This is a genomic window from Gottfriedia sp. NPDC058432, from assembly GCF_042721555.1.
GTDB lineage: Bacteria > Bacillota > Bacilli > Bacillales > Bacillaceae_G > Gottfriedia.
Map to the genome: position 1 here is coordinate 1 of NZ_JBHXLC010000015.1, position 24,280 is coordinate 24,280.

General features: G+C 31.2%; 20 protein-coding genes and 1 pseudogene. 17 read left to right on the forward strand and 4 right to left on the reverse strand.

Features of this window, described 5'->3' with window-relative positions; translation table 11 throughout:
• Positions 1–95: 95 nt before the first annotated feature.
• Positions 96–452, reverse strand: a pseudogene (locus ACFWM3_RS15560) (DUF421 domain-containing protein); the annotation flags it as partial.
• 522 nt (positions 453–974) lie between these two features.
• Here ACFWM3_RS15560 and ACFWM3_RS15565 point away from each other — a divergent pair.
• From ACFWM3_RS15565 to pstA, 9 genes are all read left to right on the forward strand, one after another.
• Positions 975–1,406, forward strand: coding sequence for an FMN-binding protein (locus tag ACFWM3_RS15565; protein ID WP_056465665.1), 432 nt, complete (start codon positions 975–977; stop codon positions 1,404–1,406).
• Positions 1,406–2,311: an FAD:protein FMN transferase gene (locus ACFWM3_RS15570; protein WP_286131538.1), complete on the forward strand. Its 906-nt coding sequence runs from the start codon at positions 1,406–1,408 to the stop codon at positions 2,309–2,311. The genes ACFWM3_RS15565 and ACFWM3_RS15570 overlap by 1 nt, the downstream gene beginning before the upstream one ends.
• Positions 2,301–3,116 carry an RnfABCDGE type electron transport complex subunit D gene (locus tag ACFWM3_RS15575; RefSeq protein WP_390311989.1) on the forward strand — a complete coding sequence of 272 codons (816 nt, stop codon included), beginning with the start codon at positions 2,301–2,303 and terminating at the stop codon, positions 3,114–3,116. The genes ACFWM3_RS15570 and ACFWM3_RS15575 overlap by 11 nt, the downstream gene beginning before the upstream one ends.
• 1,152 nt (positions 3,117–4,268) lie before the next feature.
• Complete coding sequence (locus ACFWM3_RS15580) at positions 4,269–5,393, forward strand: glycosyl hydrolase family 18 protein (protein WP_483867266.1); 1,125 nt, start codon at positions 4,269–4,271, stop codon at positions 5,391–5,393.
• Between the two features lie 798 nt (positions 5,394–6,191).
• On the forward strand, positions 6,192–7,016 hold the full coding sequence (pstB, locus tag ACFWM3_RS15585; protein ID WP_390311990.1) for a phosphate ABC transporter ATP-binding protein PstB: 825 nt from the start codon (positions 6,192–6,194) through the stop codon (positions 7,014–7,016).
• Positions 7,017–7,038: 22 nt separating this feature from the next.
• A complete protein-coding gene (gene phoU / locus ACFWM3_RS15590) occupies positions 7,039–7,695 on the forward strand; it encodes a phosphate signaling complex protein PhoU (protein WP_390311991.1) in 657 nt (218 codons plus the stop codon).
• Between the two features lie 148 nt (positions 7,696–7,843).
• Positions 7,844–8,731, forward strand: a complete 888-nt coding sequence (locus ACFWM3_RS15595; RefSeq protein WP_390311992.1) for a phosphate ABC transporter substrate-binding protein PstS family protein — start codon at positions 7,844–7,846, stop codon at positions 8,729–8,731.
• Positions 8,732–8,818: 87 nt separating this feature from the next.
• Positions 8,819–9,700 carry a phosphate ABC transporter permease subunit PstC gene (gene pstC, locus ACFWM3_RS15600; protein ID WP_390311993.1) on the forward strand — a complete coding sequence of 294 codons (882 nt, stop codon included), beginning with the start codon at positions 8,819–8,821 and terminating at the stop codon, positions 9,698–9,700.
• 14 nt (positions 9,701–9,714) lie between these two features.
• On the forward strand, positions 9,715–10,620 hold the full coding sequence (gene pstA, locus ACFWM3_RS15605) for a phosphate ABC transporter permease PstA (RefSeq protein WP_390311994.1): 906 nt from the start codon (positions 9,715–9,717) through the stop codon (positions 10,618–10,620).
• A 259-nt stretch (positions 10,621–10,879) separates the two neighbouring features.
• Here pstA and ACFWM3_RS15610 read toward each other — a convergent pair whose 3' ends face one another.
• The gene (locus ACFWM3_RS15610; protein WP_390311995.1) at positions 10,880–11,677 is read right to left on the reverse strand and encodes an HAD family hydrolase; all 798 of its coding nucleotides are present in this window, start codon (positions 11,675–11,677) and stop codon (positions 10,880–10,882) included.
• Between the two features lie 444 nt (positions 11,678–12,121).
• On the opposite strand from ACFWM3_RS15610, the gene ACFWM3_RS15615 reads away from it, so the two are divergent.
• The 3 genes from ACFWM3_RS15615 to ACFWM3_RS15625 are packed head-to-tail and all read left to right on the forward strand — an operon-like array spanning position 12,122 to position 15,843.
• Positions 12,122–13,621, forward strand: a complete 1,500-nt coding sequence (locus tag ACFWM3_RS15615) for a spore germination protein (RefSeq protein WP_390311996.1) — start codon at positions 12,122–12,124, stop codon at positions 13,619–13,621.
• Positions 13,608–14,720, forward strand: coding sequence for a Ger(x)C family spore germination protein (locus ACFWM3_RS15620; protein WP_390311997.1), 1,113 nt, complete (start codon positions 13,608–13,610; stop codon positions 14,718–14,720). Before ACFWM3_RS15615 ends, ACFWM3_RS15620 begins: the two co-directional genes overlap by 14 nt.
• A gap of 19 nt (positions 14,721–14,739) precedes the next feature.
• Positions 14,740–15,843: a GerAB/ArcD/ProY family transporter gene (locus tag ACFWM3_RS15625; protein WP_390311998.1), complete on the forward strand. Its 1,104-nt coding sequence runs from the start codon at positions 14,740–14,742 to the stop codon at positions 15,841–15,843.
• Between the two features lie 527 nt (positions 15,844–16,370).
• Here the strand turns inward: ACFWM3_RS15625 and ACFWM3_RS15630 are convergent.
• Positions 16,371–17,072, reverse strand: coding sequence for an FHA domain-containing protein (locus ACFWM3_RS15630; RefSeq protein WP_390311999.1), 702 nt, complete (start codon positions 17,070–17,072; stop codon positions 16,371–16,373).
• A 537-nt stretch (positions 17,073–17,609) separates the two neighbouring features.
• Here ACFWM3_RS15630 and nagZ point away from each other — a divergent pair.
• Positions 17,610–19,250 (forward strand): beta-N-acetylhexosaminidase, encoded by a 1,641-nt coding sequence (gene nagZ, locus ACFWM3_RS15635; RefSeq protein WP_390312000.1) that lies wholly within the window; start codon positions 17,610–17,612, stop codon positions 19,248–19,250.
• A gap of 103 nt (positions 19,251–19,353) precedes the next feature.
• On the opposite strand, the gene ACFWM3_RS15640 is transcribed toward nagZ, so the two are convergent.
• Positions 19,354–19,527 (reverse strand): hypothetical protein, encoded by a 174-nt coding sequence (locus tag ACFWM3_RS15640; protein WP_390312002.1) that lies wholly within the window; start codon positions 19,525–19,527, stop codon positions 19,354–19,356.
• A gap of 312 nt (positions 19,528–19,839) precedes the next feature.
• Here ACFWM3_RS15640 and ACFWM3_RS15645 point away from each other — a divergent pair, with 312 nt between their 5' ends.
• The 4 genes from ACFWM3_RS15645 (at position 19,840) to ACFWM3_RS15660 (ending at position 24,079) form a co-directional block, all read left to right on the forward strand.
• Positions 19,840–20,274 (forward strand): hypothetical protein, encoded by a 435-nt coding sequence (locus tag ACFWM3_RS15645; protein WP_056465650.1) that lies wholly within the window; start codon positions 19,840–19,842, stop codon positions 20,272–20,274.
• 142 nt (positions 20,275–20,416) lie between these two features.
• Positions 20,417–21,802, forward strand: a complete 1,386-nt coding sequence (locus tag ACFWM3_RS15650) for an aminotransferase-like domain-containing protein (RefSeq protein ID WP_390312003.1) — start codon at positions 20,417–20,419, stop codon at positions 21,800–21,802.
• Positions 21,803–21,927: 125 nt separating this feature from the next.
• Positions 21,928–23,133, forward strand: a complete 1,206-nt coding sequence (locus tag ACFWM3_RS15655) for an aminotransferase-like domain-containing protein (protein WP_390312064.1) — start codon at positions 21,928–21,930, stop codon at positions 23,131–23,133.
• Between the two features lie 133 nt (positions 23,134–23,266).
• Entirely contained in the window at positions 23,267–24,079 is an 813-nt protein-coding gene (locus tag ACFWM3_RS15660; RefSeq protein ID WP_390312004.1) for a VOC family protein, read from the forward strand.
• The last annotated feature ends 201 nt before the right edge of the window (positions 24,080–24,280 follow it).

Consider the following 24,280-nt stretch of genomic DNA (forward strand, 5'->3'; position numbering starts at 1 on the left):
ATATTCGCATTCACGCGACGCTTGGTTATTTAAGTCCAATTGAATTCAAACTTGTACACCTTAAGAAAGTTGTCTAGTTAAGTGTTGACATTCCAATTTAAATAGTCCAGAGAATAGCGCATTTTTCTCATATTGGCCTCTAATATTTTTCCATCTTCAACTATGACAGTTGGATTCCCTGCAAGTAAATTTCTCCCTATTCTACTTTTTAAGGAAATATAACTAACAAGTAAAATGACTATAACCAAAATTAAAAAAGCTAATACTGCATGGTGGATTTTTATATTTAAATTGAAAGCTAAATTAGCAATAATGCTTCCTATTGAAATAGCTCCAATAAAATCAAAGGTATTCATCTCAGCAATGATTTGTTTTCCTAATAGTTTAGCACCGATGAACAATATCAAGAACGCTAGCATTGTTCTTGTAATAATTTCAAAATGTTCAGGCATGGGCAATTTCTCCTTTTACCATTAACCTTAATTTATTTTAGTTATTATTAACAATAAAGTATTTATGTAATCTCGTAATTAAAGAGGATTAAATTGCTAAATAAATTGAGTTGCATAGCAAATTAGTTTGTTCAATTTAGAAGTTAAATTTAATAAAGACAATTTGCTACTTATTTAAATAAATAGCATTTATTAAAATCTTCCCAACTTGTATACAAATTTTCTGCAAATTAATAAAAAAAGTAGATAATTTTCATTAAGTTTTCACCTTTAAGGTGTAGTTTTTAATAGAAACAAAATTTAAATTGGTACCAATTTATAAAAAAGGAACTTTGAATATAAGAAAAGAGTAATCTAAATTTATCTTAGAACGTTAATTCAGCTAAAAAAGACGGAACCATCTAAAAAGAAATGGGTTCAAAAAAACTCTAAAATTTTTGATTAAATATGCTAAACGAATAAAAGAATTTTAAGATTTACTCATTATAATACATGATAGTAATAAGAACTGGAGGTATTCAAATGGGCAAAATGAGTAAAAAATGGGTCACTATCTGTTCAACTGCCATTGGAGCGGTTTATGCTACTGGCTATTTTACAACTGATATTCAAGATTCGAATGCAGTATCGCCAAAAACTGAACAGGTCAATGTTACTTTAAATAAAAATAATATTGTAAAAAAAAGTTTTTATAAAAATGGAACTTTTTATGGGATGGGGTCTAATCGTCGCGGATCGATTCAAATTGCCTTAAAGATAAATGAAGATAAAATTAAAGATGTAGAGATAAGTAATTATGGTATGCATTATTCTGAGGATGACATAGTGAATTTACCAAATGAAGTAGTAAATGTTCAAAGTTCACAAGTTCGGAACGTATCAGGAGCGACATATAGTACACAGGCCTTTAAAGATGCTATTCAAGATGCTCTATTAAAGGCAAGGAACATATAATGAAGAAAATCATAAGAAAAACGAAATTATTCATGGATACAGTTGTCGATATTAAGGTAGTCACGTCAAAATCGTATGATGAAACGGAAGCTTCAATTAATCGTGCATTTGGTTTTTTCCGAGAAGTTGAAAAAACATGTAGCCGATTTAGTTTGGAAAGTGAATTAATGAAGGCGTGTAAACAAACTAATACACCAGTAACTGTTAGTCCATTATTATTTGAACCATTAAAATTCGCGTTAGAGGTGGCTAAATGGACAAATGGAATATTTGATCCAACGGTTGGCCAAATAATGGAAAATGCTGGTTTCAATCAACATTATTTAACAGAAGAGTTCCTACAAAATAATACATCTGAAATAGTTACTTACTCTGATATTTTCTTAAATGAAGAAGATAAAACATTGTTATTAAAAAAGCCATTAGTGATTGATTTAGGTGCAGTTGCCAAAGGTTTTGCCATTGATCTTGCTGTAAATGAATTGAGACAATTTGAAGGATTCATTGTTAATGCAGGTGGGGATCTTTATGCAGGTGGATTAGATAATTTAGGGGATAAATGGAAAATAGGAATTCAACACCCACAAAATAAAGAAGAAATCATTCACACAATAGAAATATCTAATATGGCTATTTGTACTTCTGGAAGTTATGAACGTAAAAGTGATTTAAACCCAGGAATTCATCATATTATTAATCCAAAAAATAAAAAATCACCAACTGAGTTGATAAGTTGTAGCATCATCGCACCGTATGCAATGATGGCGGACGCATTTTCAACTACATGTTTTTTAATGGGTAGAAAAAAGGGACTAGCTCTATTAGAAGAAGTTGGATTAGAGAGCATTTTAATTTCATCCGATTTACAAATTTATCATAAAGGAGTTGATAATATTGACTATTAAAAAATGGATGAAATCACCAAAAGGATATGTGATTCTGTCCTTAATAAGTTTACTTTTAATTGCTACAATTGATTATCAAACTAGTAATGGAACAATTAACTGTTTGATTGCCGTTTTTGTGGCAACAATCACAGATATATTATGTATGTTAATTTTAAAAAGGAAAAATATTAAGCCATACGGAGCAGTTATAACTGGAATTATTGTCGCGATGATTTTAAGTACATCCACATCTTGGTATGTGATTGTTTTCACTACAATCATTTCAATTTTATCAAAATATTTAATTGTTTTTAAAAAGAAACAATTATTTAATCCAGCAGTTTTTGGTCTATTAATATCTATCATTCTTTTTCATACTGAACAAAGTTGGTGGGGAGCATTTGGAGATCTTCAAGGTTGGACAAATATATTTTTATTAATCGCTGGGTATGTAGTTGTAAGTCGTGTAAATAAATTTCCAATGGTATTTTCATTTTTAGGAACCTATTTTATTCTTTTATTACTGACTGAATTTTTTAATATTGGAGATGCATCAGATGCTTTTCGTAGTCCATTTATAAATGCTTCTCTTTTCTTTGCATTTTTTATGCTCACTGATCCTCCTACATCACCAGCCAAAGACAAACAACAAGTTATTTTCGGTTTTATTTGTGCACTAATAGGAGTGACAATTTATAGTTTATTTGGTGGATTAACCTATTTATTTACAGGCTTGATGGTCGGCAATTTATTTAATTTATTGAAATCAAAACCTTCAATTCAAAAAGTCAAACAAAGGAATCAATCCTTTCATAATGTATGATTTTAGTAAAAAATGAAATTTGTTAGTTTTCTCATTGCAAACAAAAAAATATCAGGGGATTTCAACCGAATCGTTTTTTTTCTGAAATCTGAAGTAATCAATACTTTTCCACTGTAATGTATAAGGTTTGTTCATTAATCAGTACATTCAACCAATTGGTACTGATGAATTGACTTACACAAAGTTTTGGGGAAGGGCTAATTGTTAGGTAAAGGATCAGGCATTATAATAGTAAGAATACGTAATGGTGTAAATCAAGGGGAGACTTTTCCCTTATTTTATTTGAAAAGTTTCAATATAGAAGATTAGCATACCTTTGAAAAAAGCATGATTCAATCCTGAGAAAAGGCCGCCTGATTTCTCCTAGACTAATAATAGTAAGCAAAAATAAATAGAAGCCTAAATGATGAAAAAAAAGTGGAATTGATACGGCTCTTTTTTTAATTCTACTAAATTAATGATTCATGACAAATGGAGTCACAACAAAGTATCAGTAAAAGTAAGTTATCTTAGCGTTTTATGAAATATTACTAGATTAAGTTTCTCAATTTTTACGTTTGAAATGCACTCCTGGATCAAATGTCCCAGACGGTACTTATTATATTTCAGCAGATTTTACAACGAAAGATGAATTTAAAGTAACAACAGATTTAGAAAAAAATACTGTAAAACGATAATTTTTTGGTACAAGCCAGCTTTATATGAGCTAGGCTTGTATTTTTTTGTATTTATAATTTGCAGGACACTTCTTTCTAACTAGTTTGCTATTCGCCAACAGAAACTTAAACTTCTACATTAGCTTTTAATGCTTTCGAATATGGACAGAATTCTCAAGATAAGATTCTTTTAAAATATATCCAATGCATTAAGTAAAATTTTCAAATTAAGCAAATGATAAAAATGGAAATTTATATTTATCCGATACTCTAAAGACATAAGGTGGTATACATGTATAAAAGATTTTAAATTATATTTTTTACTTTTTTATTTTTATTCTTACTTCCATCCATTACATCTTTTGCAACAGTAATATATGAAGTTAAATCCGGTGATAGTTTAAATAAAATTTCTGCACAGTACAAACTAAATGTAAAAACATTTGCTCATTTAAATGGACTTGAGAAAAATGATGAATTAGTTATCGGCCAAGCTATGATCATCCCAGGCTCAACGTATTATGTGAAAGGAAATGAATCGTTATGGGATATTGCTTATAGACATTCAATTAGTGTTACGCTATTAAAATCCAAGAATAAGCTTACAAATGACAATATTATTCCTGGGCAAAAATTATATATTCCGTCAATTTCAAAAAAGAAAATATGGGCAGGGACTTATTTTATACCTAAAAATAAAAAAACGAATTATTGGATGCTGGACCATTATAAAAAAACGTTAACAAGTATTTTTATTTTTGAATATCATTCAACTAAACAAGGAAATTTGATAAAAGTAATAGAAAATGGTGCGATTAAACAAGCTTGGAAAAAAGGTATAACACCTTATGCGACCTTTACTAATATTAGCGATAAAGGTTTTGATCCAAATTTACTACATAATCTTATAAGTAATAAAATCTTACGTAAAAAACTAATTTCAAATATTTATACATTATTAGATCGAAATGATCTTAAAGGAATTAATTTGGATTTAGAAATGGTTAAACCAGATGACCGAATAGATCTTAATCAATTTATAAGAGAATTATCTACAAAGTTGCATCGTTCTAAAATGGAACTACTAATAGCTATGCCCCCAAAAGATGCGGATAATATACCAAGTTACTATAATGCTTACGATTATAAAACAATTGGAAAATATGTAGATAAGATGTTTATAATGGCGTATAACTGGCATTGGTCGGGCAGTCCATCTGGTCCTATAGCCCCCATACAAAATGTGAGAAAATCTTTACAATATGCTGTAAATGTTGTTCCAAGATCAAAATTATTACTTGGAATTCCTCAATATGCATATGATTGGCCAATAACGGGTGAAATCCGAACAGGGAACGCTATTTCTACTCAAAACGCGATAAAAATATATCAGAAAAATGAAAGCGAAGTCTACTATGATCGAGAGGCATCAGCACCAGCGTTTCGTTATATAGATAAAAAAGGAACACAACATGAGGTATGGTTTGAAGACCCTCGAAGTTTACTTGCAAAATTTCATTTAGTTAAAGAATTTAAATTAGCTGGATTGGGATGCTGGCATATAGGGATAACAATGCCACAAACAGAAGAAATATTATTAAATGAATTTTGGATTCAATAAAATTGTTATTAAATTGATGATAAATATTTTAGAGAAGAATTTTTCGTTCAAAAATGGTCTAAAAGTTTTAGATAGTAATGGAGATAACAGAGTTTATTTATTGTTTTTCCTCAAAAAAAGAATTACTAGATTTGCAAATATTTCAGCTAAAAAAAGCTGAATTATACCGATTTAATTAATAATCGTTTTCTTTTTGATAAAAATAAAAAAAAGGAAAAGGTTTGAGATAATCTTAGTCAGATCAAACCTTTTCCTTATATAAAAGCATTTATTCAATTATATTCTAGTTACTACATTACTGAAAGGAAGCCTTTACCTCTGACCTATATAAAGTGACTAAAATAGGAGAAAAAAGGTTTTTTTAGGGTAAAGAATTTTTAAACATTAGTCTACATCAGGAGGTATTAAATGCTTATATTAAAAAATAAAAAGTTATTAGTACTTGGATTTGCTTGTATTGGATTCTAACTTATTATTTTTACCTAAGTAAGATAATGGTTGTAAAAATGAAATTGGCAGCATGCTTGAATATGGCGCTGCCTTTTTGCGCTTCTTGTACCAACTAGAATAGTAAGTTTTTCTTTATAATTCTGACTAGTATGATACTTCGTTAAAAGGGGAATCTAACTAATATTTATAGGTTTGTAGAATTGACGTTTTAAGAGCTAGAGGTGTAGATGAAGATATTAAAATGAATGTACTAAAAATAAGTGACATTAGTGACTGGAGGCGATATGAAATTTAAGAGTTGGATTAAGAATCTTGATTAAACTTCAAAATGGAAGGGTATCGAAATATATGACTAATACAATGATTAAAGAAAAACATGGAATAAAAGATAAGATTGAAACGCAGTCTGATTTAAAAAAATTAATTGTTTATGATACACAGAATTTATCTCTTTGGTATGGTCAAGATAAAGCGTTAAAAGATATCAATTTAAGTATTTATGAAAATGAAGTGACAGCAATCATCGGACCTAGTGGTTGTGGTAAATCTACCTATTTAAAAACTTTAAATAGAATGGTTGAATTAGTACCAACCGTTAGAACTGAAGGTAGTATTTTATATCGTGATCAAAATATTTTTGATAAAAATTATCCCGTTGAAGAATTACGAACCCATGTTGGTATGGTATTTCAAAAACCAAACGTCTTTCCTAAATCGATTTGGGAAAATGTAGCTTATGGACCAAAAATTCAAGGTATTAAAAATAAAAAAGAGCTAGATCAAATAGTTGAGAAAAGTTTAAAAGGCGCTGCGATTTGGGAAGAGGTGAAGGATCGTATACACGAAAGCGCTTTCGGTCTTTCAGGAGGTCAACAACAACGATTATGTATAGCAAGATGTTTAGCAATTGAACCAGACGTTATTTTAATGGATGAGCCCACATCTGCATTAGATCCTATATCTACCTTAAAAGTAGAAGAGCTTATTCATAATCTGAAAAAAGAATTCAGTATTATAATCGTTACTCATAATATGCAACAGGCTGCTCGAGTATCTGACCGAACTGCATTTTTCTTAAGTGGTGAAGTAGTTGAATACTCTGATACGAATAAATTATTTTCTACACCAAAAGATAAACGTACTGAGGATTATATCACTGGACGTTTCGGTTAATGGAAGAATTAAGAGGTGATCATTGATGAGACATAAATTTGAAGAAGATTTAAGAACCTTACAAGAATTAATCATCGAATTAGCTGAGAAAACGAAAAAGGCTGTAATTAAAAGTATGGATGCATTTCGAACCGAAAATATTGAAAAAGCATTAGAAGTAATTGATGAAGATCATCGTATTAATAAACTAGAAGAAGAGATAAATGAATTAATCGTTGTAATAATTACTAGACAGCAACCTGTAGCCGTAGACTTAAGAAGGAATTTAACAGCTATAAAAATTTCACATGACCTTGAACGAGTTGCCGATTACGCTGTAAATATTGCGAAGTCGACGATTAGGATACGTGATCGACAGGAAAATTTACCATTAGAAAATATTGAAAAAATGCATGAATTAGGAATTGATATGTTATCTAGAGCAGTGGATGCATATCGTACAGAGGATTTATATGCAGCTAAAGAAATTGGCGAAATAGATGATCAAGTAGATGATTTATATGGAGAAACTGTTCAATTTTTAATGAATAGCATTGCCAATTCACCTGATTATGTTACAAATTTAATGCAGATGGCATTTATTTGCAGATATCTTGAAAGAATTGCAGATTATGCAACAAATATTGCTGAGAATATTTATTATCTTGTAAAAGGTAAACATTATTTCTTAAACCAATAAAAAAAGACTATAAAATTAACATTGAATAGGTAAAGTTAATCTAAAATGAATCTAGACTGCATAGTAAATTTTTTAAAACACAAACTATTTAGGTAAATTTAAAGCGCAATAGTTTGAAGATTAACTAATTTTATTTTGGAGGTAACTTATGAATCGTAGTATTAAAGTGATATTTGCATTTATGTTAGTAGCAATCATGTTGGTAGGATGTAATACTCAAAAAAATACGAATAAAAAGAATCAAACTGGTGGTGGAAAATTAAGTGGCACGATTACAGCGGCTGGTTCCACTGCATTGCAGCCTTTAGCTGAGGAAGCTGCTACAGAATTCATGAGTAATAATCCAAGTGTATCGATCACTATTCAAGGTGGTGGTAGTGGAACTGGAGTGAACCAAGTAACATCAGGAGCGGTTCAAATTGGAAATTCTGATGTGCCAGCTACTGAAAAACTTAGCGACCCTGCTCTTGCAAAGGATTTAGTTGAAACAAAAGTTGCAGGTATCGGTTATTCGATAATTGTTAATAAGGAAGTTACTGTTACTTCATTAACGTTAAAACAAATTCAAGATATCTTCTCTGGTACAATTACTAATTGGAAAGATGTTGGAGGTAAGGACGGGAAAATAAATGTGATAAATCGTCCAGCTGCTTCTGGGACAAGAGCAGCATTCGAAAAAACAGTTATGAGTGGTGTGAAAATAAACGATTCAGTGGGTACAGTTCAAGATTCAAATGGAGCTGTTGAGCAAGCAATAAATAGTACTCCAGGGACGATTTCTTATTTAGCAAATTCATATCTGGTTGGGGATAAAAAGAATGCTTTATCAATTGTTCAAATAGATGGAAATGATTCTTCAATTGATAATATAACAAGTGGAAAATATCCATTTTACTCATATGAGTACATGATTACTAAAGGTGATTTAAAGGACCCTGTAAAAAGTTATATAGATTTTGTTCAAGGCGATGATTTTGCAGCGAAAGTTGAAGAAATGGGTTATATACCTATGTCTAAAATGGGTAATTTAAAATAATGATCTAACACTAAAGGGTGTTCTATTTCAAATTAAGTTTGATTAGGCACCCTTTATTAGCACTTAAATTATTATTAGGAGTTATTTATGAAAATAAGAAAAAAAAATTACTTTGCAAATGAATACTTAGGAAGAACAGTAGTAACCTTTTGCGGTATTTTAATGGTAATTACCACGATTTTGATTATTATTTTTATTGTAGGTAAAGGATTACAATCCTTTACTCAAAGTAATATTTCATTATTTGAAATGCTATTTTCTCCTGATTGGAGTCCAAATGACGCACAAAATCCTAGGTTTGGAGCATTAAAATTTATTACTGGTTCAATCGTAGTATCAATTGGGGCAGTCATTATTGCAGCACCCATTGCAATCGCATTAGCTATTTTTATGAATTATATTTCACCGATTTTTGGAGATAAAATATTAAAACCTGTTTTAGAAATACTAGTAGGTATCCCTTCTGTTGTCTACGGATTTCTGGGATTAACAATTCTAGTCCCGATGATTCGTAATCATATTGGTGGAGTTGGTTTTAGTTTAATCGCAGGAATAATTGTATTAAGTATCATGATTCTTCCAACAATTGCAAGTATAGCATCAGATGCTATTAGAGCAGTTCCGAAAGATTATTTAGAGGCTTCTTATGGATTAGGTTCTACACGATGGCAAGCAATTAGTAAGGCTATTGTTCCTGCTGCGACCACTAATGTATTAACTGGTGTAGTACTAGGTTTAGCTAGAGCTTTTGGCGAAGCTTTAGCAGTTCAGATGGTTATTGGTAATACACTTCAATTTCCTAAAAGCATTTTTGATCCCACTGTCACATTAACTGGTATTTTAACAATGGATATGGCTAATACAATGAATGGAACCTCATGGAACAATGCATTATGGTCATTGGCAATGATTTTACTACTCATTTCATTTTTCTTTATTTTATTTATTCGATTAATAAGTAAAAGATAGGGGGAAGAAGTATAATGAATGCTCGAAGTGTTGATAAATTATGGACGGTCATTCTCTATATCGTTTCATTAATAATTGTTTTACTACTTATTTATCTACTGTGGGAAATAATTTCAAAAGGATGGGGATTTTGGGATCCAAATTTTTTATTTGGAAGACCAAGTAATACCCAAACCGGGGGTGGCATTGGCCCTCAATTATTTAATTCATTTTATATTTTAGTATTAACATTGGTTATTTCTATACCTCTAGGATTAGGATCAGGAATTTATTTGGCAGAATATGCAAAGCCAGGGAAATTTCTAAGTTTTGTAAGACTTAGTATAGAAACTTTAGCTTCTTTACCATCTATTGTAGTTGGATTATTCGGTTTACTTGTATTTGTTACAATGACTGGTTGGGGCTATTCTTTAATTGGAGGTTCACTCGCAATTACAATATTAAATCTACCAAGTCTTACCCGTGTATCAGAAACAGCACTACTAGATGTTCCGAAAAATATTAAAGAAGGTAGCTTTGGTTTAGGCGCTACAAAATGGCAAACAATTGTTAAAATTAGTATTCCTACAGCAATTCCACAACTCATAACTGGTATTATCCTATCAGCAGGAAGAATATTTGGAGAAGCAGCAGCGCTAATCTATACGGCAGGATTAACAACTCCAGTTTTAAATTCGGTAGCTCCAATTAATAGTCAAATGAATCCATTTAATATTTTTCGGCCTGCAGAAACATTAGCAGTTCATATTTGGAAACTGAATTCTGAAGGTATTGTCCCAGACGCTAAAGAAATTGCAGCAAAGTCGGCTGCAGTTTTGATCGTTATGGTCCTATTATTTAATCTAATAGCTCGATTAATTGCTAATTTTATTCATAGAAGATACACAGGTACTAAAAGAAAAGTCAAGGTAATTACGTGAATCATCCGAATATTTTTTATGGAAAAAGAATTTCATAAATATGAGATTTAATTAAAGCTGACGAATTACTAAGTAGCTGGTTTTATTGGAAGAAATGAAAAACATTTTTGGTATCAAGATTATAGATACATTACCAATTTAATAAAATTCTACATAAATGCAAAAAAGGCCCAGATTTTTTTCTGAGCCTTTGTTCTGATTGCTGATCAAGCTTTACTGCTATTCACTGAACTTGTTAGAATTACATTTTCAAAAAACACTAAATCGCAAATGTTTCTTTTGATTTAAGAAGATAACGTTCGATAAATTCAGCTAATCCATCATTTTCATGATGTCCTGTTACAAAGTCAGATGCTGCTTTAACTTCTTCGCTAGCGTTCCCCATAGCGACACCTGTACCAACTTGACGAAGCATTTCAATATCATTTGGTCCGTCTCCTATAGCTACAACTTCATTTGGATTAATTCGATATGCATGAAGTATTTTTTTGATAGCAGACCATTTTGAAACATTTGGAGCAACCATTTCAAAACCGTCATTCCAATCTATGACTTCAGCTTCCTTTTTAAACAAAGCAGATAATTCAGTATTTTGTGTACCAGTTCGAACACTATATTTAAGAACATCACTATAATTAGTCTGTCTTAAGTCACCAATGTATCGTGGTGAAATTTGCCCAACCTTTGTCCAATAATCAATTTCTTCATTAGTTTCCTTACAGTAAAGTCCATTAGCTGTATGGATAATAACATTCCAAGAGCTTTCAGCAGTTAGATGATGAAGTAATCCTTCGTTCACTCTGACTGTTTCCATTTGCATCATTCTTCCTGTTTCTCCATCATGAATGGCGGCACCGTTCAAACAGATCATCGGAGTTTGTAATCCAATTTCTTTATGGTAGGGAGCGGTTACTTCATAATGTCGACCAGTTGCTAGAAAAACCATAACCCCTTGATCAATGAGCTTATTAACAGCTTCCATATTTCGACGTGAAATGTAGTTTGAGACTGTAAGGAGTGTACCATCCATATCAATAAATACTGCACGTATATTCATTTATTCTGCCCCCTCATTAGAAGTTAAACCCATCATATCATCTGAATATTAAAACCTAGTAAACTCAGTGTATAGATTTCTTGAAGAATGATGAGTAGCAGGGAACAAAACAGAATAAGTTTTGATTAAAAAAGTAATCATTAAATGAAAAACAATTCTTTGCAATTCAATCTGATTTACTAGAGGGAATTTATATAAATAATTGTATTTATTCAAAAATCTATGGAATTTATGGTTTAAAGCATAGGAAGGATGTCTTAGAGATTTTATTAAAATATAAATTGAATACTTTTATTGTATATAAATTGGTAAGAACGCAAAAATAAAGTAAGAGAACAGATGGAAATTCTAGGCAGAATATATTTTAAATATATTTGGCAATGCCTCACTTATATAGAGAAATCTAAGTAAAATCAAAATAATTCAATCTATTGGGTGGTCTAAATGCGTTTAAAATCTAATGAACAAAAGTCCGAGAAAGAAACGAAGTCAATAACGTCCATCTTTCAACAAGCTGCTAAATCGAGTGATTTCTACCAATTTTCATTTTCTGAAGAGCAGGATCTAACCATTAGTTACTTTAAAAGTATGGTAGATGCGGATAAAATAAATAACCTTTTACTTCCGGCATTACAAGAGCATATTAAGAAAATTAGTACAATTAATGATGTGAAGAAGTCGATTCCTTTTGAGGATGTCCAATTTACAAATGACCCGCTAGATATCGAAAAAAGATTAATAAAAGGATATGTTATTCTTGAATTCAAGTATTTCAAACGCTTTTTGACGATAAGCGTAGAAAATACAAATCTTGGTTATCGGGAGAATAATGATACAGAAAATGAATTTAGTGTAATTGGTCCAAAAGTTGGATTTGTTGAAAACCTAAGTACTAATCTTCATCTACTCCGAAAACACTTAGCTGTACCCGAGTTAGTTTTTGAGGAAATCAAAATAGGTTCAATGTCTAAAACAGAAGTAGTTATTGCATATTTAGATGGAATTACGAATCCAGAATATGTACAAACAGTTCGTCAACGTTTGGAAAACATCGACTTTGACGTTATTTTTGATAATTCCCTTATTGACCAGATTATTTCAGATAACTCAAATTCGCCTTTTCCTATTTTTTTATCTACTGAACGGACTGATCGGGTTGTATATGCAATGATTAATGGGCAAGTTGCTATCCTATCGAATGGATCGCCTTACATAATTACAGGACCAACCACCATATTAGATTTTTTCATTTCACCTGAAGATTATTATCTAAATTGGGTACTAGGATCATTTTTTCGAATCATTCGTATAATGAGTGTTATTTTCTCATTGTTTGCTACACCAATATATGTAGCAATCTTAACATTCCATTATGAAGTTTTACCTGATGATTTATTGCAACCCCTTATTAGTTCAAGAGCTCATGTTCCATTTCCCCCGATATGGGAAGCCATTTTTTTGGAAACTACGATTGAATTGTTGAGAGAGGCAGGAGCTCGCTTACCGACAAAAATTGGCCAAACACTGGGTATTGTAGGTGGTATTGTAATCGGACAGGCGTCTGTCCAAGCAGCACTAACAAGTAATATTTTACTTATCATTGTATCACTGTCTGCACTTGCTTCTTTCACAACACCTATATTTAAAATGTCAAATGCCATTCGACTTTTGCGGTTTCCACTTATTTTACTTTCAGCATTTATGGGCGGTTTTGGAATAATAATAGGATTTGTTCTTCTGTTAGGACATTTATTAAAGCTTAAATCCTTGGGAAATCCATATATGGTTCCTTTGTATCCTTTTAGAATAAAAAGCTTTGGCGATAGTTTTATTCGGTCATCCTATCAGTTTACAACGACTCGCAGTAGATTTTTAAGACCTCTTTCACTTAAAAGATATAATCCTAATCAAGTTAAGGATGATCGTAATAATGAAGATGAATAGTATAAATCGAAAAAATATATGCTCTTTTTGTGCTTTTTTTCTATTATCCTTGTTCCTATCAGGTTGCTCTTTACCTCGACAAAAAATTATTGATGAAGTGCAAATTCTATCAGTATACGGTTTTGATAAGGTTGATAATCATTTTGTTGGAACCGCACTTTATTCTGATTTTACCGATGTATCAAACAAAGGGAGCTCTATCCTACAGGGGAGTGGTAAGAAATCCTTATTAATTAAACAAGCTTTAAATGAACAATCCCCAAAACCAATAGAAATTGGAAAGTTAAACCTTCTAATTTTTGGAAAAGAACTAGCTGAAAATGGAGTATCGTATTTTGTTAAGGCGGTTTGTAGGGATCCATTGATTGGAAGCAATGCACTATTGGCTGTTTCAGAAGAACCAGCAGGAGATTTGTTAATAAAAAACAAAGAGAAAGACAGCAACTATATCTATAAATTAATTGAACAAAATTTTAAGAACCAATTTGTACCGCTTCCAACTTTTCATAGTTTTTTATTTGATTACTATGGAGAAGGTAGAGATGCTTCAATACCATATATTAAGATAAATCAAAACAAGAATATTGAAGTAAGCGGGCTAGCTGTATTTAAGAAGGACAAACTTGCTCTTATCTTAAATCCAAAAGAAAGCTTACAGTATAAAATATTAAGAGGAAGAGTAATTAGAGGGCAAACAGAATTTAATATTCAGAAGGGGAAGAAAAATGATTCTGCAGTATTAACGATTTTAAATGGGGATGAAAAAAGATTAATTACAATTAATAAGACAAAAACAAAAGTGAAATTTGATATTACTCTTAATGGGATGGTAAAAGATTATCCAGTTTGGCTAGATTTAATGAAAAGAAAAAATAATCTATTTTTAAACAAGCAATTGGAAAACCAGATGAAAAAAGATTTTGAAAAACTGTTAATAACCTTTCAAAAAAATCAAGTCGATCCTATAGGTATTGGTGATTTAGTAAGAGCACATTCAAAAAAATGGAACCAAAAGGAATTTTATGAAAAGGTGTATCCAACGATTGAATATGATGTGAATGTAAAAGTAGTATTATTTCAATCTGGGATTGGCGAGTAAAAAGTGGAGGAGATCGTCTATGAGTAAACAATTAAAAGAAAGTCTGACAGTATCTCCCTTTTTTTTATTATTTCTTATCCATAGTACTCAAACAGGTGTTGGCTTGCTGAATTTTCAAAGTAATATCGTAAAAGGAGCCGGACAAGATGCTTGGGTTTCGGTTTTAATAGTTGGTATCTCTTTCCATATCATTATTTGGTTAATGTATTACTTGTTAAAGAAATCAAAAAATGGAGATATTATGTCTTTACACCAACAATTATTTGGGAAATGGATAGGGAATATATTAAATATTTTATTTTACCTTTACATACTTTTAGTTATTACAACGATCATTAGATCTTATATAGCAGTTATTATTACTTGGGTTTTTCCATATTTTCCAATTTGGCTCTTATCATTTATTATGCTTTTTGTTATCACATATTTGGTCATCGGGGGATTTAGAGTCATTACAGGAATCTGTTTTTGGGGAGTAATCATTCCTTCTATGTTATTGTTAACATTTTACTTTCCATTGAAATATGCTTATTGGACGAATTTATTACCTTTTTTTAATCATAGTATAGGTGACTATTATGTTTCAGCAAAGAATTGTATTCTGATGTACTCTGGACCTGAATTTTTGCTTATTTACTATCCATTTATTAAAAACAATCAAAAATCTCAAAAATGGGCACATATTTCACAAGCGTATACAATCATTTTATACTTATTTATTACATTCGTTTCATTTGGTTATTTTAGTCATGGACAACTTAGACATATAACTTGGCCAACCCTTATGATGTCAAAAATTATTCGATATCCTTTTATAGAAAGATTTGAATATGTATATATATTTTTATGGCTCTTAGTAATACTTCCTCCTTGCTGTATGGCATTGTGGGGATCGTACCGAATTTTAAAAGAATCGTTTAAATTTAAAACTAAAAAGTCGTTATGGTTCTCAATCATTATTGTTCATCTCATGGTGATCAGTGTCAAAAGTAAATTGGATGTGGAGAAAATAGGGACTTTCATGACATATGTCACTTCTAGTTTTCTTTATTTTTACATACCAATTTTGTTTCTGATTGTTCTCATTTTTCAAGCCTTTAAAAAAGCTGATCAAATAAAATAGCAGAGCTAATTCATATGTGAATTGCTCTGCTATTTTATTTACTTTTAAATATGTTTTTTAGATTTTAGAGATCAATTTGCAATATAGAAAGAATTAATGATTCGGTTTTAAATGTTAGTGTTTTGTTACCAATGTGATATTGAGTAAGAAAGCATTAAGTTATACCTTTACATGAGTACATAAATTTTTTATAGACGACTTTGATTTAATTTGATTAATGTGAAAAAGGGTGAATTGTAATGTTTTATTTATTATTAGTTGTTGGAACTATATTAGGGTGCATTCTATTTATTCTACCTGTATATGTATGCGCAATAATTCTTTTTGTGGTTTCATTGGGTTCTTTTGTTGCAATTTATATTGAATTAACTATTTTAGAGAAAAAAGTAAGAGCCAATTTATTATAAGCTATATAATTAAAAAAAAATAAATAGATGTTTTTAGTTAATGATTATAACTAAAAAGGAAATATAATTATTTGTAAAAAAGAGTGTAGAATTTTTAAAAAATTCTACACTCTTTTTCATTTACATATCATCTAGATCAAACATATATCCATATCGAGGAACAGAAACAATCTTATGACCGTATTTACCTAATTTCTTACGTAATCTATATAATAGGGTATTAATTTCTTCCCGTCCGACATCAGGCTGCTCAATATCTTTAGTAATTCGTTCCGGCCAAACCTTTATTTTAATTTCGCTATAGCTAACTGCGCTATTGGCTCTTTGATATAACAACAAAAATAATTCTGTATCTTTACTAGTTAGATGGATTCTTACACCATCAATTAAAATTTCTCTCTTAACTACATTCACAGTTAGACCATTGAGATCGTTTATGTATTTATCTAAAACCAATGGCATATCAAGTGTGTCTCCAAGATTCTGCTCTGATAGATTATGAAAAATAAGTACAGCGGCGCCACTGGCAAGACTTATACAATCGCCATCACGAAGGAAAAATGGTTTATTTTTTTCTATTAAAATATGATTTACTTGTGTTCCATGTTTACTCATGAGATCAACGATGGTGTAATTTCCTTCTTTATCGAAGCTAATTAAAGCATGTTTTCTTGAAATATATTGACTTGTAAAAGGAATATCTGGGAAATCATCCCCCCACGTACGCCCTAGCAATGTTTCATTAAAGGAAATAGGAATTCTATTCTGATTTGTGGCTATTTCTCCTTGTTTTATAGAAAGATACACGTTTTGAATACTCATGAAGTTACTCCTTTGAAAACTAATCTAGTTAAACCAAAAACGAGTATATCATATGCAACTAATTTGTAAAGATAATTGATTATTTATTGTGTCTTCTAATAAGGGAAAAAGCAGGAACTAGATTAGTAACTTTATTCATTACTAAATAAACATTAAATTAATCTGTTACAGTTTTGTTATCAATTTGTTATTGAGTCAAAAATAAAGAAATTATACTATTGTAAGAGTAAATGATTTGTAGATATTCATAAGTACGGAATAATTGTACTTGTTTATAGCATATAGAAAAAATAGAGTTTTTTTTGTAGAGAGTTAGTGGGATTTTCTAGGCTTAGAATAGACATTTTCATATAGCTACAGTTAATGGTGTTGAAGTGGTGTAACTTTTTTACAACATATCAAGAGCAAAGATTATATTTTAATTAAATCGTTTATTTGTTACTTAAAATTTATAATTTAGAAACATTTTTTTGCTATGATTTGGGAAAGGCCAATATTGACATATAGAACAATCATAATGAATTTAGAGGTGAAAATATGAAAAGCAATATTAAAAAATTATCAATGATTGCAATTAGTAGTTTCATATTATTAACTGGTTGTATAGAAGCAAAGGCTCAGAAAAATGAAAGTGTTTCAAAAACTGACCCAATCCTTGTTGAACTAAATAAACTAACGCTTAAAGAAAAAATTGGGCAAATGATTATCGCAGGTTTTGATGGAACAACATCAAGTAATGCAGATACTCTTTTAAAAAATTATAAATTAGGCGGCGTAATACTCTTTGGAACAAATATAAAAAGTCCAAGTCAATTAGTAAATTTAACAAATGACATAAAAACATACAATAAAAATAACAAGGTACCTTTGTTTATCTCTGTTGATCAAGAAGGCGGTAGAGTAAATAGAATGCCATCAGCGGTTTTAAATACACCTACTGCCAGAGCAATTGGAAATAAAAATAATATGCAATACGCTTATAATATAGGTAATATGATTTCTAAAGAGCTATCATCCTTTGGATTCAATACTGATTTTTCGCCAGTATTCGATATACAAAGTAATCCTAAAAATACGGTAATTGGAGATCGTTCATTTGGTACAAATGCAAGTATCGTTTCAAATATTGGTGTGGGAATGATGGATGGAATTCATAAAGGAAACACTATTCCTGTTATTAAACATTTTCCAGGGCATGGAGATACTTCAGTAGATTCTCATTTAGAACTTCCTATAGTGAATAAAGACCTATCGAGTTTAAAAAAATTTGAGTTAGTTCCATTTAATAATGCAATTAAAAATCATGCGGATATGATGATGGTAGCTCATATATTAGTAAAAAAAGTAGATTCTAAGTATCCAGCTTCTATGTCAAAAGCGGTGATAACTGATCTGTTGCGAAAACAATATGGCTATAATGGAGTTGTCATAACTGATGATATGTCAATGGGAGCTATAGCTAAACACTATAACTTAAGTAATGCAGCAGTTACCTCTATTAATGCCGGAAGTAATATTATTTTGATAGGACATGGAAATGAAAATGTTAAAACCATTTACAATAGCATATACACAGCCGTTCAAAATCACAAAATATCAGAAGACACAATAAATAAAAGTGTTTATAAGATACTTTCTTTAAAACAAAAATATAAACTTAACAATAATAAAGTTCAACCTGTAAATGTTACAAATTTAAATCAACAAATTAAGAAAGCTGTTACTTATAACAATGTAACTAGTAATCAACAGTACTTACTTTTAAAAAATATATCAACAAAGGCAAATGAAGGGAAAATAATCAATGCAGAATTTAATGTAATGAATTCAACAATTGACTCTATAAAGGGAAAATGGGGTAAAGAAGACAGTAGTGTATATGTGGCCGCTGCTAAAGGAACATATAACACATACTCAAAGAGAAACGTAGTAGTTGGCTATCAAAAAAGCCATTTAATATTTGAATTACGCTCTTTTGATCCTCAATTAAAATCTTTAACTATTAATAATATAAAAAATTATTTTGGAACTCCTAGTTCAGAAGTTACTACCTCAAATAAAGAAAAAATAGTAACTTATTCAATTGGATCAAATAAGCTTAAACTTGTTTTTCCTTTAAAGAAAAATTTAATTTTAGACCATTATTCAATTTATAATCCAAACAATATTAAAAACTAATTAAAGCGACAATTTATCAACTGAATATTACTTCTAAAATGTAAAGAGCTAATCGACAAGTATTCGATTAGCTCTTTTTTTGTTAATTAAGGGATACTAACAATTACTGCTTACTATTTTTATTTAGCGTCTCAATATTTTTATTTCTTTCTCCGCCATCAGAAAGATCTTCTGAAAATTCATGGTCGGCTTTTTTACCTAATATAAGCTCAGATGTACGAATTGTGCTAGATGGCAAATTATTATTTGCTGCGGCTTGTTCATTCCATTTAGTCATTAATATCACCTCTTGAGGTTAGTATTAGAATTTGTTCATTTATTTATTTAAAAACATATAAAGTAATGAGTTTGCTAGTGGAAATTCGGGTTTTGAAGCAACAGCGGAACATCCTTTCTCGTAGTTGAATTTAAACGAGTGAGGAGCGTCTCAATTAGTAGAATCAGCGGAATCATGTGGTGATAGTTGAGGATCATGTTTCTTTATAATGATTGTACATCTATTTGTTAGAATACTTTACCAGTTGTCTCATATCGTTTAATAGACGGACACGTGATGAATAATAGTGTCATATGGGAGAGAGGATGCAGGATGATGAAACGATTTGCAACGTATTATCCATATGAAAAAAAATTATTGATCGAAGGTGATTTCAAACACATTCAGGAGGAAACGAAAAATCTACGTTCCAAAGAAATAGGAAAAAAAATGGTACTTGTCGGATTAGGAGTAGGTGTAGTCGGATTAATGATTCCAACGAGTAAACTTTTCCTGTATCCAGAACACATGATAATTGGGAAAGCTTACTATCATGCAATTGATTGGGTGCATCATTTTATTACGCAACATATTCACTACGTATCATCAACGAATTTCAGTTCGGGACACTATATTGCTTCGATTGATCCACACCCAACACCAAATAGTTCGTTTGCAAAAGACGGTCATTATATCTTTGAAAAAATCGATGGAAAAATGAAGAATCATTTCGAAGGTGTTAAGGATTTTCTGGAACGAAATAAATGAAGAAAAAACTCCTTGCCTTGTTGAGGAGTTTTTATGATGGTCAATTCATATGACTTAAAAATTTGTTACTTTAGTCGATCGAATATATATTTGTTTAATAAACCACACAATTATATAATTGTGTGAAAAAAGGATGCATATTATGTCGATTAATTCTTTCGAAAACTATCCGATGAGCTGGAAGCCATCGATTGATAAAAATAAAAAGCCCATCTATCAGGCTATCGCAGGGCAATTGGAAAATGATATTTTAAACGGAGTTTTATTACCTGGGACAAAACTTCCCCCACAGCGAGAACTAGCCGATTATTTAGATTTAAATCTTAGTACCATTTCAAAAGCGTTTAAAATGTGTGAATTGAAGGGATTGTTAAGTGCATCAGTGGGAAGTGGGACATTTGTATCGTATGATGCTTTATCGAATTCGTATTTACTTGAAGATACTAAACCGAAGCATCTAATTGAAATGGGTGCGACACTTCCCGATAAAGCTTCATACGAGCCATTACTACTTCAACTGAGAAATATGTTGCAAGAGACAGATTATGAGAAATGGTTTGGGTACGGTAGAGCAGGAGAAAGCTTATGGCAAAAGGATGCAGCTATAAAACTCATCCGAAGAGGCGGGTTTGAAACAACAGTCGATCATATTTTATTTGCAAATGGGGGACAAAATGCGATTGCTGCTACACTGGCTAGTATCTGTAAGCCTGGGGATCGCATTGGTGCTGACGAACATACCTATCCTGGTTTAAAAACGATTGCAGCGATGCTTAGTGTGCAAATAATACCAATTAAGTCAGAGAATTATGAAATGTGTCCAAATGCCTTTGAATATGCGTGTAAAAATGACAACATTAAAGGGATCTATTTAAATCCAGATTATCATAATCCAACAGCATCTTGTTTGTCTGTAGAGAATCGTAAAAAGATTTCGGCAATTGCTAAAAAGTATAATCAATTCATTATTGAAGATGCGACATATAATCTACTCAACGAAAAACCAATTCCAGCAGTAGCATCATTTGCATCAGAACAAACTATCTATATTGCAAGTTTATCAAAATCAATTGCACCAGGTTTACGGTTAGCTTATGTAGCTGTGCCGAGTCGATTCAAGGAGTCAATTTCAAAGGCACTTTATAATCTAAATATATCAGTTTCCCCATTATTTTCAGAACTAGCGGCACGGACTATAGTATCGAATCAATTTGAGAACATTATTAAGGTTCATCGTGAACAAACTATTCGTAGAAACCAAGTCGTAAATAAATATTTATCAGATTATACATGTTTAGGTAGTGAAAGAGGTATATTTCGTTGGTTACTATTACCAGGAAAAGTCACGGGTGCTGAATTTGAAAAGTTGGCTGCTCAATATGGAGTACAAGTGTATGCAGCGGAACGTTTTGTGGTTGGAAAAAGTGCTCCAGAGCGAGCTGTTAGGGTTTCTGTCTGTGCTCCAGAAACGATTGAAGAGCTCGAGCAGGGATTGATGATCCTAAAAAGTTTACTAAAAAATCTTTAATAATATTATTTACCATACACTTATAAAATTGTTTGCCACACAATTATAATGTTGTATGGTTTTTTTGTGCGTGTTAAGATGTTTGAAAACTATGAATCAATTACTATAAAAAAAGGGAGGGTTTTATTTTGAAAAATAGATTTTCTAATAGAACTCATTTAGTAAAATCTTCTGAGACACGTGAAATATTGAAAGTAACAGAAAGACCAGAAATCATCTCTTTTGCGGGAGGCCTACCAGCGCCAGAGTTATTTCCTGTGGAAGCTCTTAAGGATGCATGCAATACAGTATTGAATGAACAAGGTGCAGCTTCTCTTCAATATAGTACGACCGAAGGATACATTCCTTTAAGACATGCTATTTGTCAAAGGATGGAATTAATAGGAATAAATTCTAATATTGAAAATGTTCTTATCACATCAGGATCCCAACAAGCGATCGACCTCACTGGAAGATTATTCATCAATGAGGGAGACACTATTATTTGCGAAAGCCCAACCTATCTTGCGGCAATTAATGCATTTATGTCATACAATCCCAAATTTGTTGAAGTAGCTATGGATGATGAAGGAATGGTTATGGAGCAGCTAGAGAAAAAACTGCAAGAGAATCCAAACACGAAATTTATCTATACTATTCCAGATTTCCAAAATCCTACAGGGCGCACATTAAAGCTCGAAAGACGAAAGAGAATGATTGAGCTTGCTACGCAATACGATGTATTAATTGTAGAGGATAATCCATATGGAGCTATAAGATTTGCTGGAGACGCACTACCTCCTGTGAAACATTTTGACACAGAAGGTAGAGTTATTTATATAAGTACCTTTTCTAAGATTTTTACTCCAGGTCTGCGTCTTGGCTGGATTTGTGCAGACGAATCTTTCATTGAAAAGTACGTTGCTTTTAAGCAAACTGCCGATTTACATACTGATAGCTTTGCTCAAAGAATTACTGCTAAGTATTTGGAACTTTACAATATCGATGAACACATTAATAAAATAAAAGCTGTATATAAAGAAAGATGCACAACTATGTTATCTTGTATCAAAGAATTTTTCCCAAAAAATATAAACTATAGTTTGCCAGAAGGTGGATTATTTATTTGGATTGAGCTACCTGAGTTTGTTGATTCCGGGGAATTATTCTCTAAATGTTTGGAAAATAATGTTGCTTTTGTTCCTGGTGCCCCATTTTTTCCAAATGGAACAAAGAAAAATACTTTACGTTTAAATTACTCAAATATGTCTAAAGAACAAATTCATAAAGGTATGAAGATTATGGGGGAAGTATTGCATAGTGAATTAGAAAAAGCATTTACTCTTTTATGATTCAGGTTACAACATAGATACGTTCAGATGGAGAACAAAATATGAACAATCTTGTAATCATTGTAGGTGCGGGTTTAAGTGGCTTAATAATCTCTTCAAGAAATACATAATATCGAGTGAAAGGAGTACGATAATGGATTTATTCTTTGATCATCTTGTATGGTTCTTTAAGAAACCAGAGGAAGCAATTTTACCCTTAAAACAAAGAGGAATTCATGTTGTTAATGGAGGCCGACATGAGTCTTGGGGAACATATAATACCCTATCCTATTTCGGCTTAAGTTATATTGAATTTTTAGGAATTGAAAATTTATTAATAGCTGAAAAACATGATGAAAATCGATTGATTACGCAAATCGTTGAACAACTAGCAAAAGAAAGTCGGGAAGGTCCTGCGACAGTAGCGATTCGAACTAATCAAATTAAAGAACTAGCAGTAAAACTTAATGCAGAAGGGCTGACAGTATATGGACCTCTTAGTGGGGAGAGAGTTCGTGCTGATGGTCAATTAATCAGGTGGTCATTGCTATTCCCTAAATACCCGGAAAAAAAGGTTATTTTACCATTTTTTATTGAATGGGAAAAATCAGATGAAGAAAGGTATTCGCAACTGGAAGACCAAGGACTTATAGGATCACATATAATAGGTGTACCAAAATTGGAAAGTGTAGGGATTGTGGTAAATAATTTGGATGAGACATTAGAAATTTGGAAGAATTTATTTGGACTTAAACAAAGCGAGCAGTATATTGATACGGAAATCAATGCTCGGTGTGAAATATTAAAATTAAACGGAACTAATTTATTATTTTGTACACCAATGGGAGATGGTCCCGCTGCTACCATATTAAAAGAAAAAGGTGAGACTCCTTTTTTAGTTAACCTTACTGACACGAATCAGAGTCAATTTTTTGAAATGTTTGATGGCTATTGGAAGTTCCAATAATATAATCAAAGGTTAGCCCATTGCATATTTATTTTTGAATAAAGCGTCAAATATGGTGGTGCTAAATTTTATCAACGATCTTCCACGCCTCCACCGTCAATGGAGTCAAAATGAAAACGAATTTTTGGACATAATTGAAACAAAATCGTGACGAAAATGTTTGCGATTCTCGCATTGCCAAACCTCGTCGTCTCTGTAATT

Excerpts from the sequence above, each read along its gene's own strand:
- ACFWM3_RS15565 (WP_056465665.1), top strand. The coding sequence starts at position 975 with ATGGGCAAAATGAGTAAAAAATGGGTCACTATCTGTTCAACTGCCATT.
- ACFWM3_RS15570 (WP_286131538.1), top strand. The coding sequence starts at position 1,406 with ATGAAGAAAATCATAAGAAAAACGAAATTATTCATGGATACAGTTGTC.
- ACFWM3_RS15580 (WP_483867266.1), top strand. The coding sequence starts at position 4,269 with ATGATCATCCCAGGCTCAACGTATTATGTGAAAGGAAATGAATCGTTA.
- pstB (WP_390311990.1), top strand. The coding sequence starts at position 6,192 with ATGACTAATACAATGATTAAAGAAAAACATGGAATAAAAGATAAGATT.
- ACFWM3_RS15595 (WP_390311992.1), top strand. The coding sequence starts at position 7,844 with ATGAATCGTAGTATTAAAGTGATATTTGCATTTATGTTAGTAGCAATC.
- pstC (WP_390311993.1), top strand. The coding sequence starts at position 8,819 with ATGAAAATAAGAAAAAAAAATTACTTTGCAAATGAATACTTAGGAAGA.
- pstA (WP_390311994.1), top strand. The coding sequence starts at position 9,715 with ATGAATGCTCGAAGTGTTGATAAATTATGGACGGTCATTCTCTATATC.
- ACFWM3_RS15610 (WP_390311995.1), bottom strand. The coding sequence starts at position 11,677 with ATGAATATACGTGCAGTATTTATTGATATGGATGGTACACTCCTTACA.
- ACFWM3_RS15615 (WP_390311996.1), top strand. The coding sequence starts at position 12,122 with ATGCGTTTAAAATCTAATGAACAAAAGTCCGAGAAAGAAACGAAGTCA.
- ACFWM3_RS15620 (WP_390311997.1), top strand. The coding sequence starts at position 13,608 with ATGAAGATGAATAGTATAAATCGAAAAAATATATGCTCTTTTTGTGCT.
- ACFWM3_RS15625 (WP_390311998.1), top strand. The coding sequence starts at position 14,740 with ATGAGTAAACAATTAAAAGAAAGTCTGACAGTATCTCCCTTTTTTTTA.
- ACFWM3_RS15630 (WP_390311999.1), bottom strand. The coding sequence starts at position 17,072 with ATGAGTATTCAAAACGTGTATCTTTCTATAAAACAAGGAGAAATAGCC.
- nagZ (WP_390312000.1), top strand. The coding sequence starts at position 17,610 with ATGAAAAGCAATATTAAAAAATTATCAATGATTGCAATTAGTAGTTTC.
- ACFWM3_RS15640 (WP_390312002.1), bottom strand. The coding sequence starts at position 19,527 with ATGACTAAATGGAATGAACAAGCCGCAGCAAATAATAATTTGCCATCT.
- ACFWM3_RS15645 (WP_056465650.1), top strand. The coding sequence starts at position 19,840 with ATGATGAAACGATTTGCAACGTATTATCCATATGAAAAAAAATTATTG.
- ACFWM3_RS15650 (WP_390312003.1), top strand. The coding sequence starts at position 20,417 with ATGTCGATTAATTCTTTCGAAAACTATCCGATGAGCTGGAAGCCATCG.
- ACFWM3_RS15660 (WP_390312004.1), top strand. The coding sequence starts at position 23,267 with ATGGATTTATTCTTTGATCATCTTGTATGGTTCTTTAAGAAACCAGAG.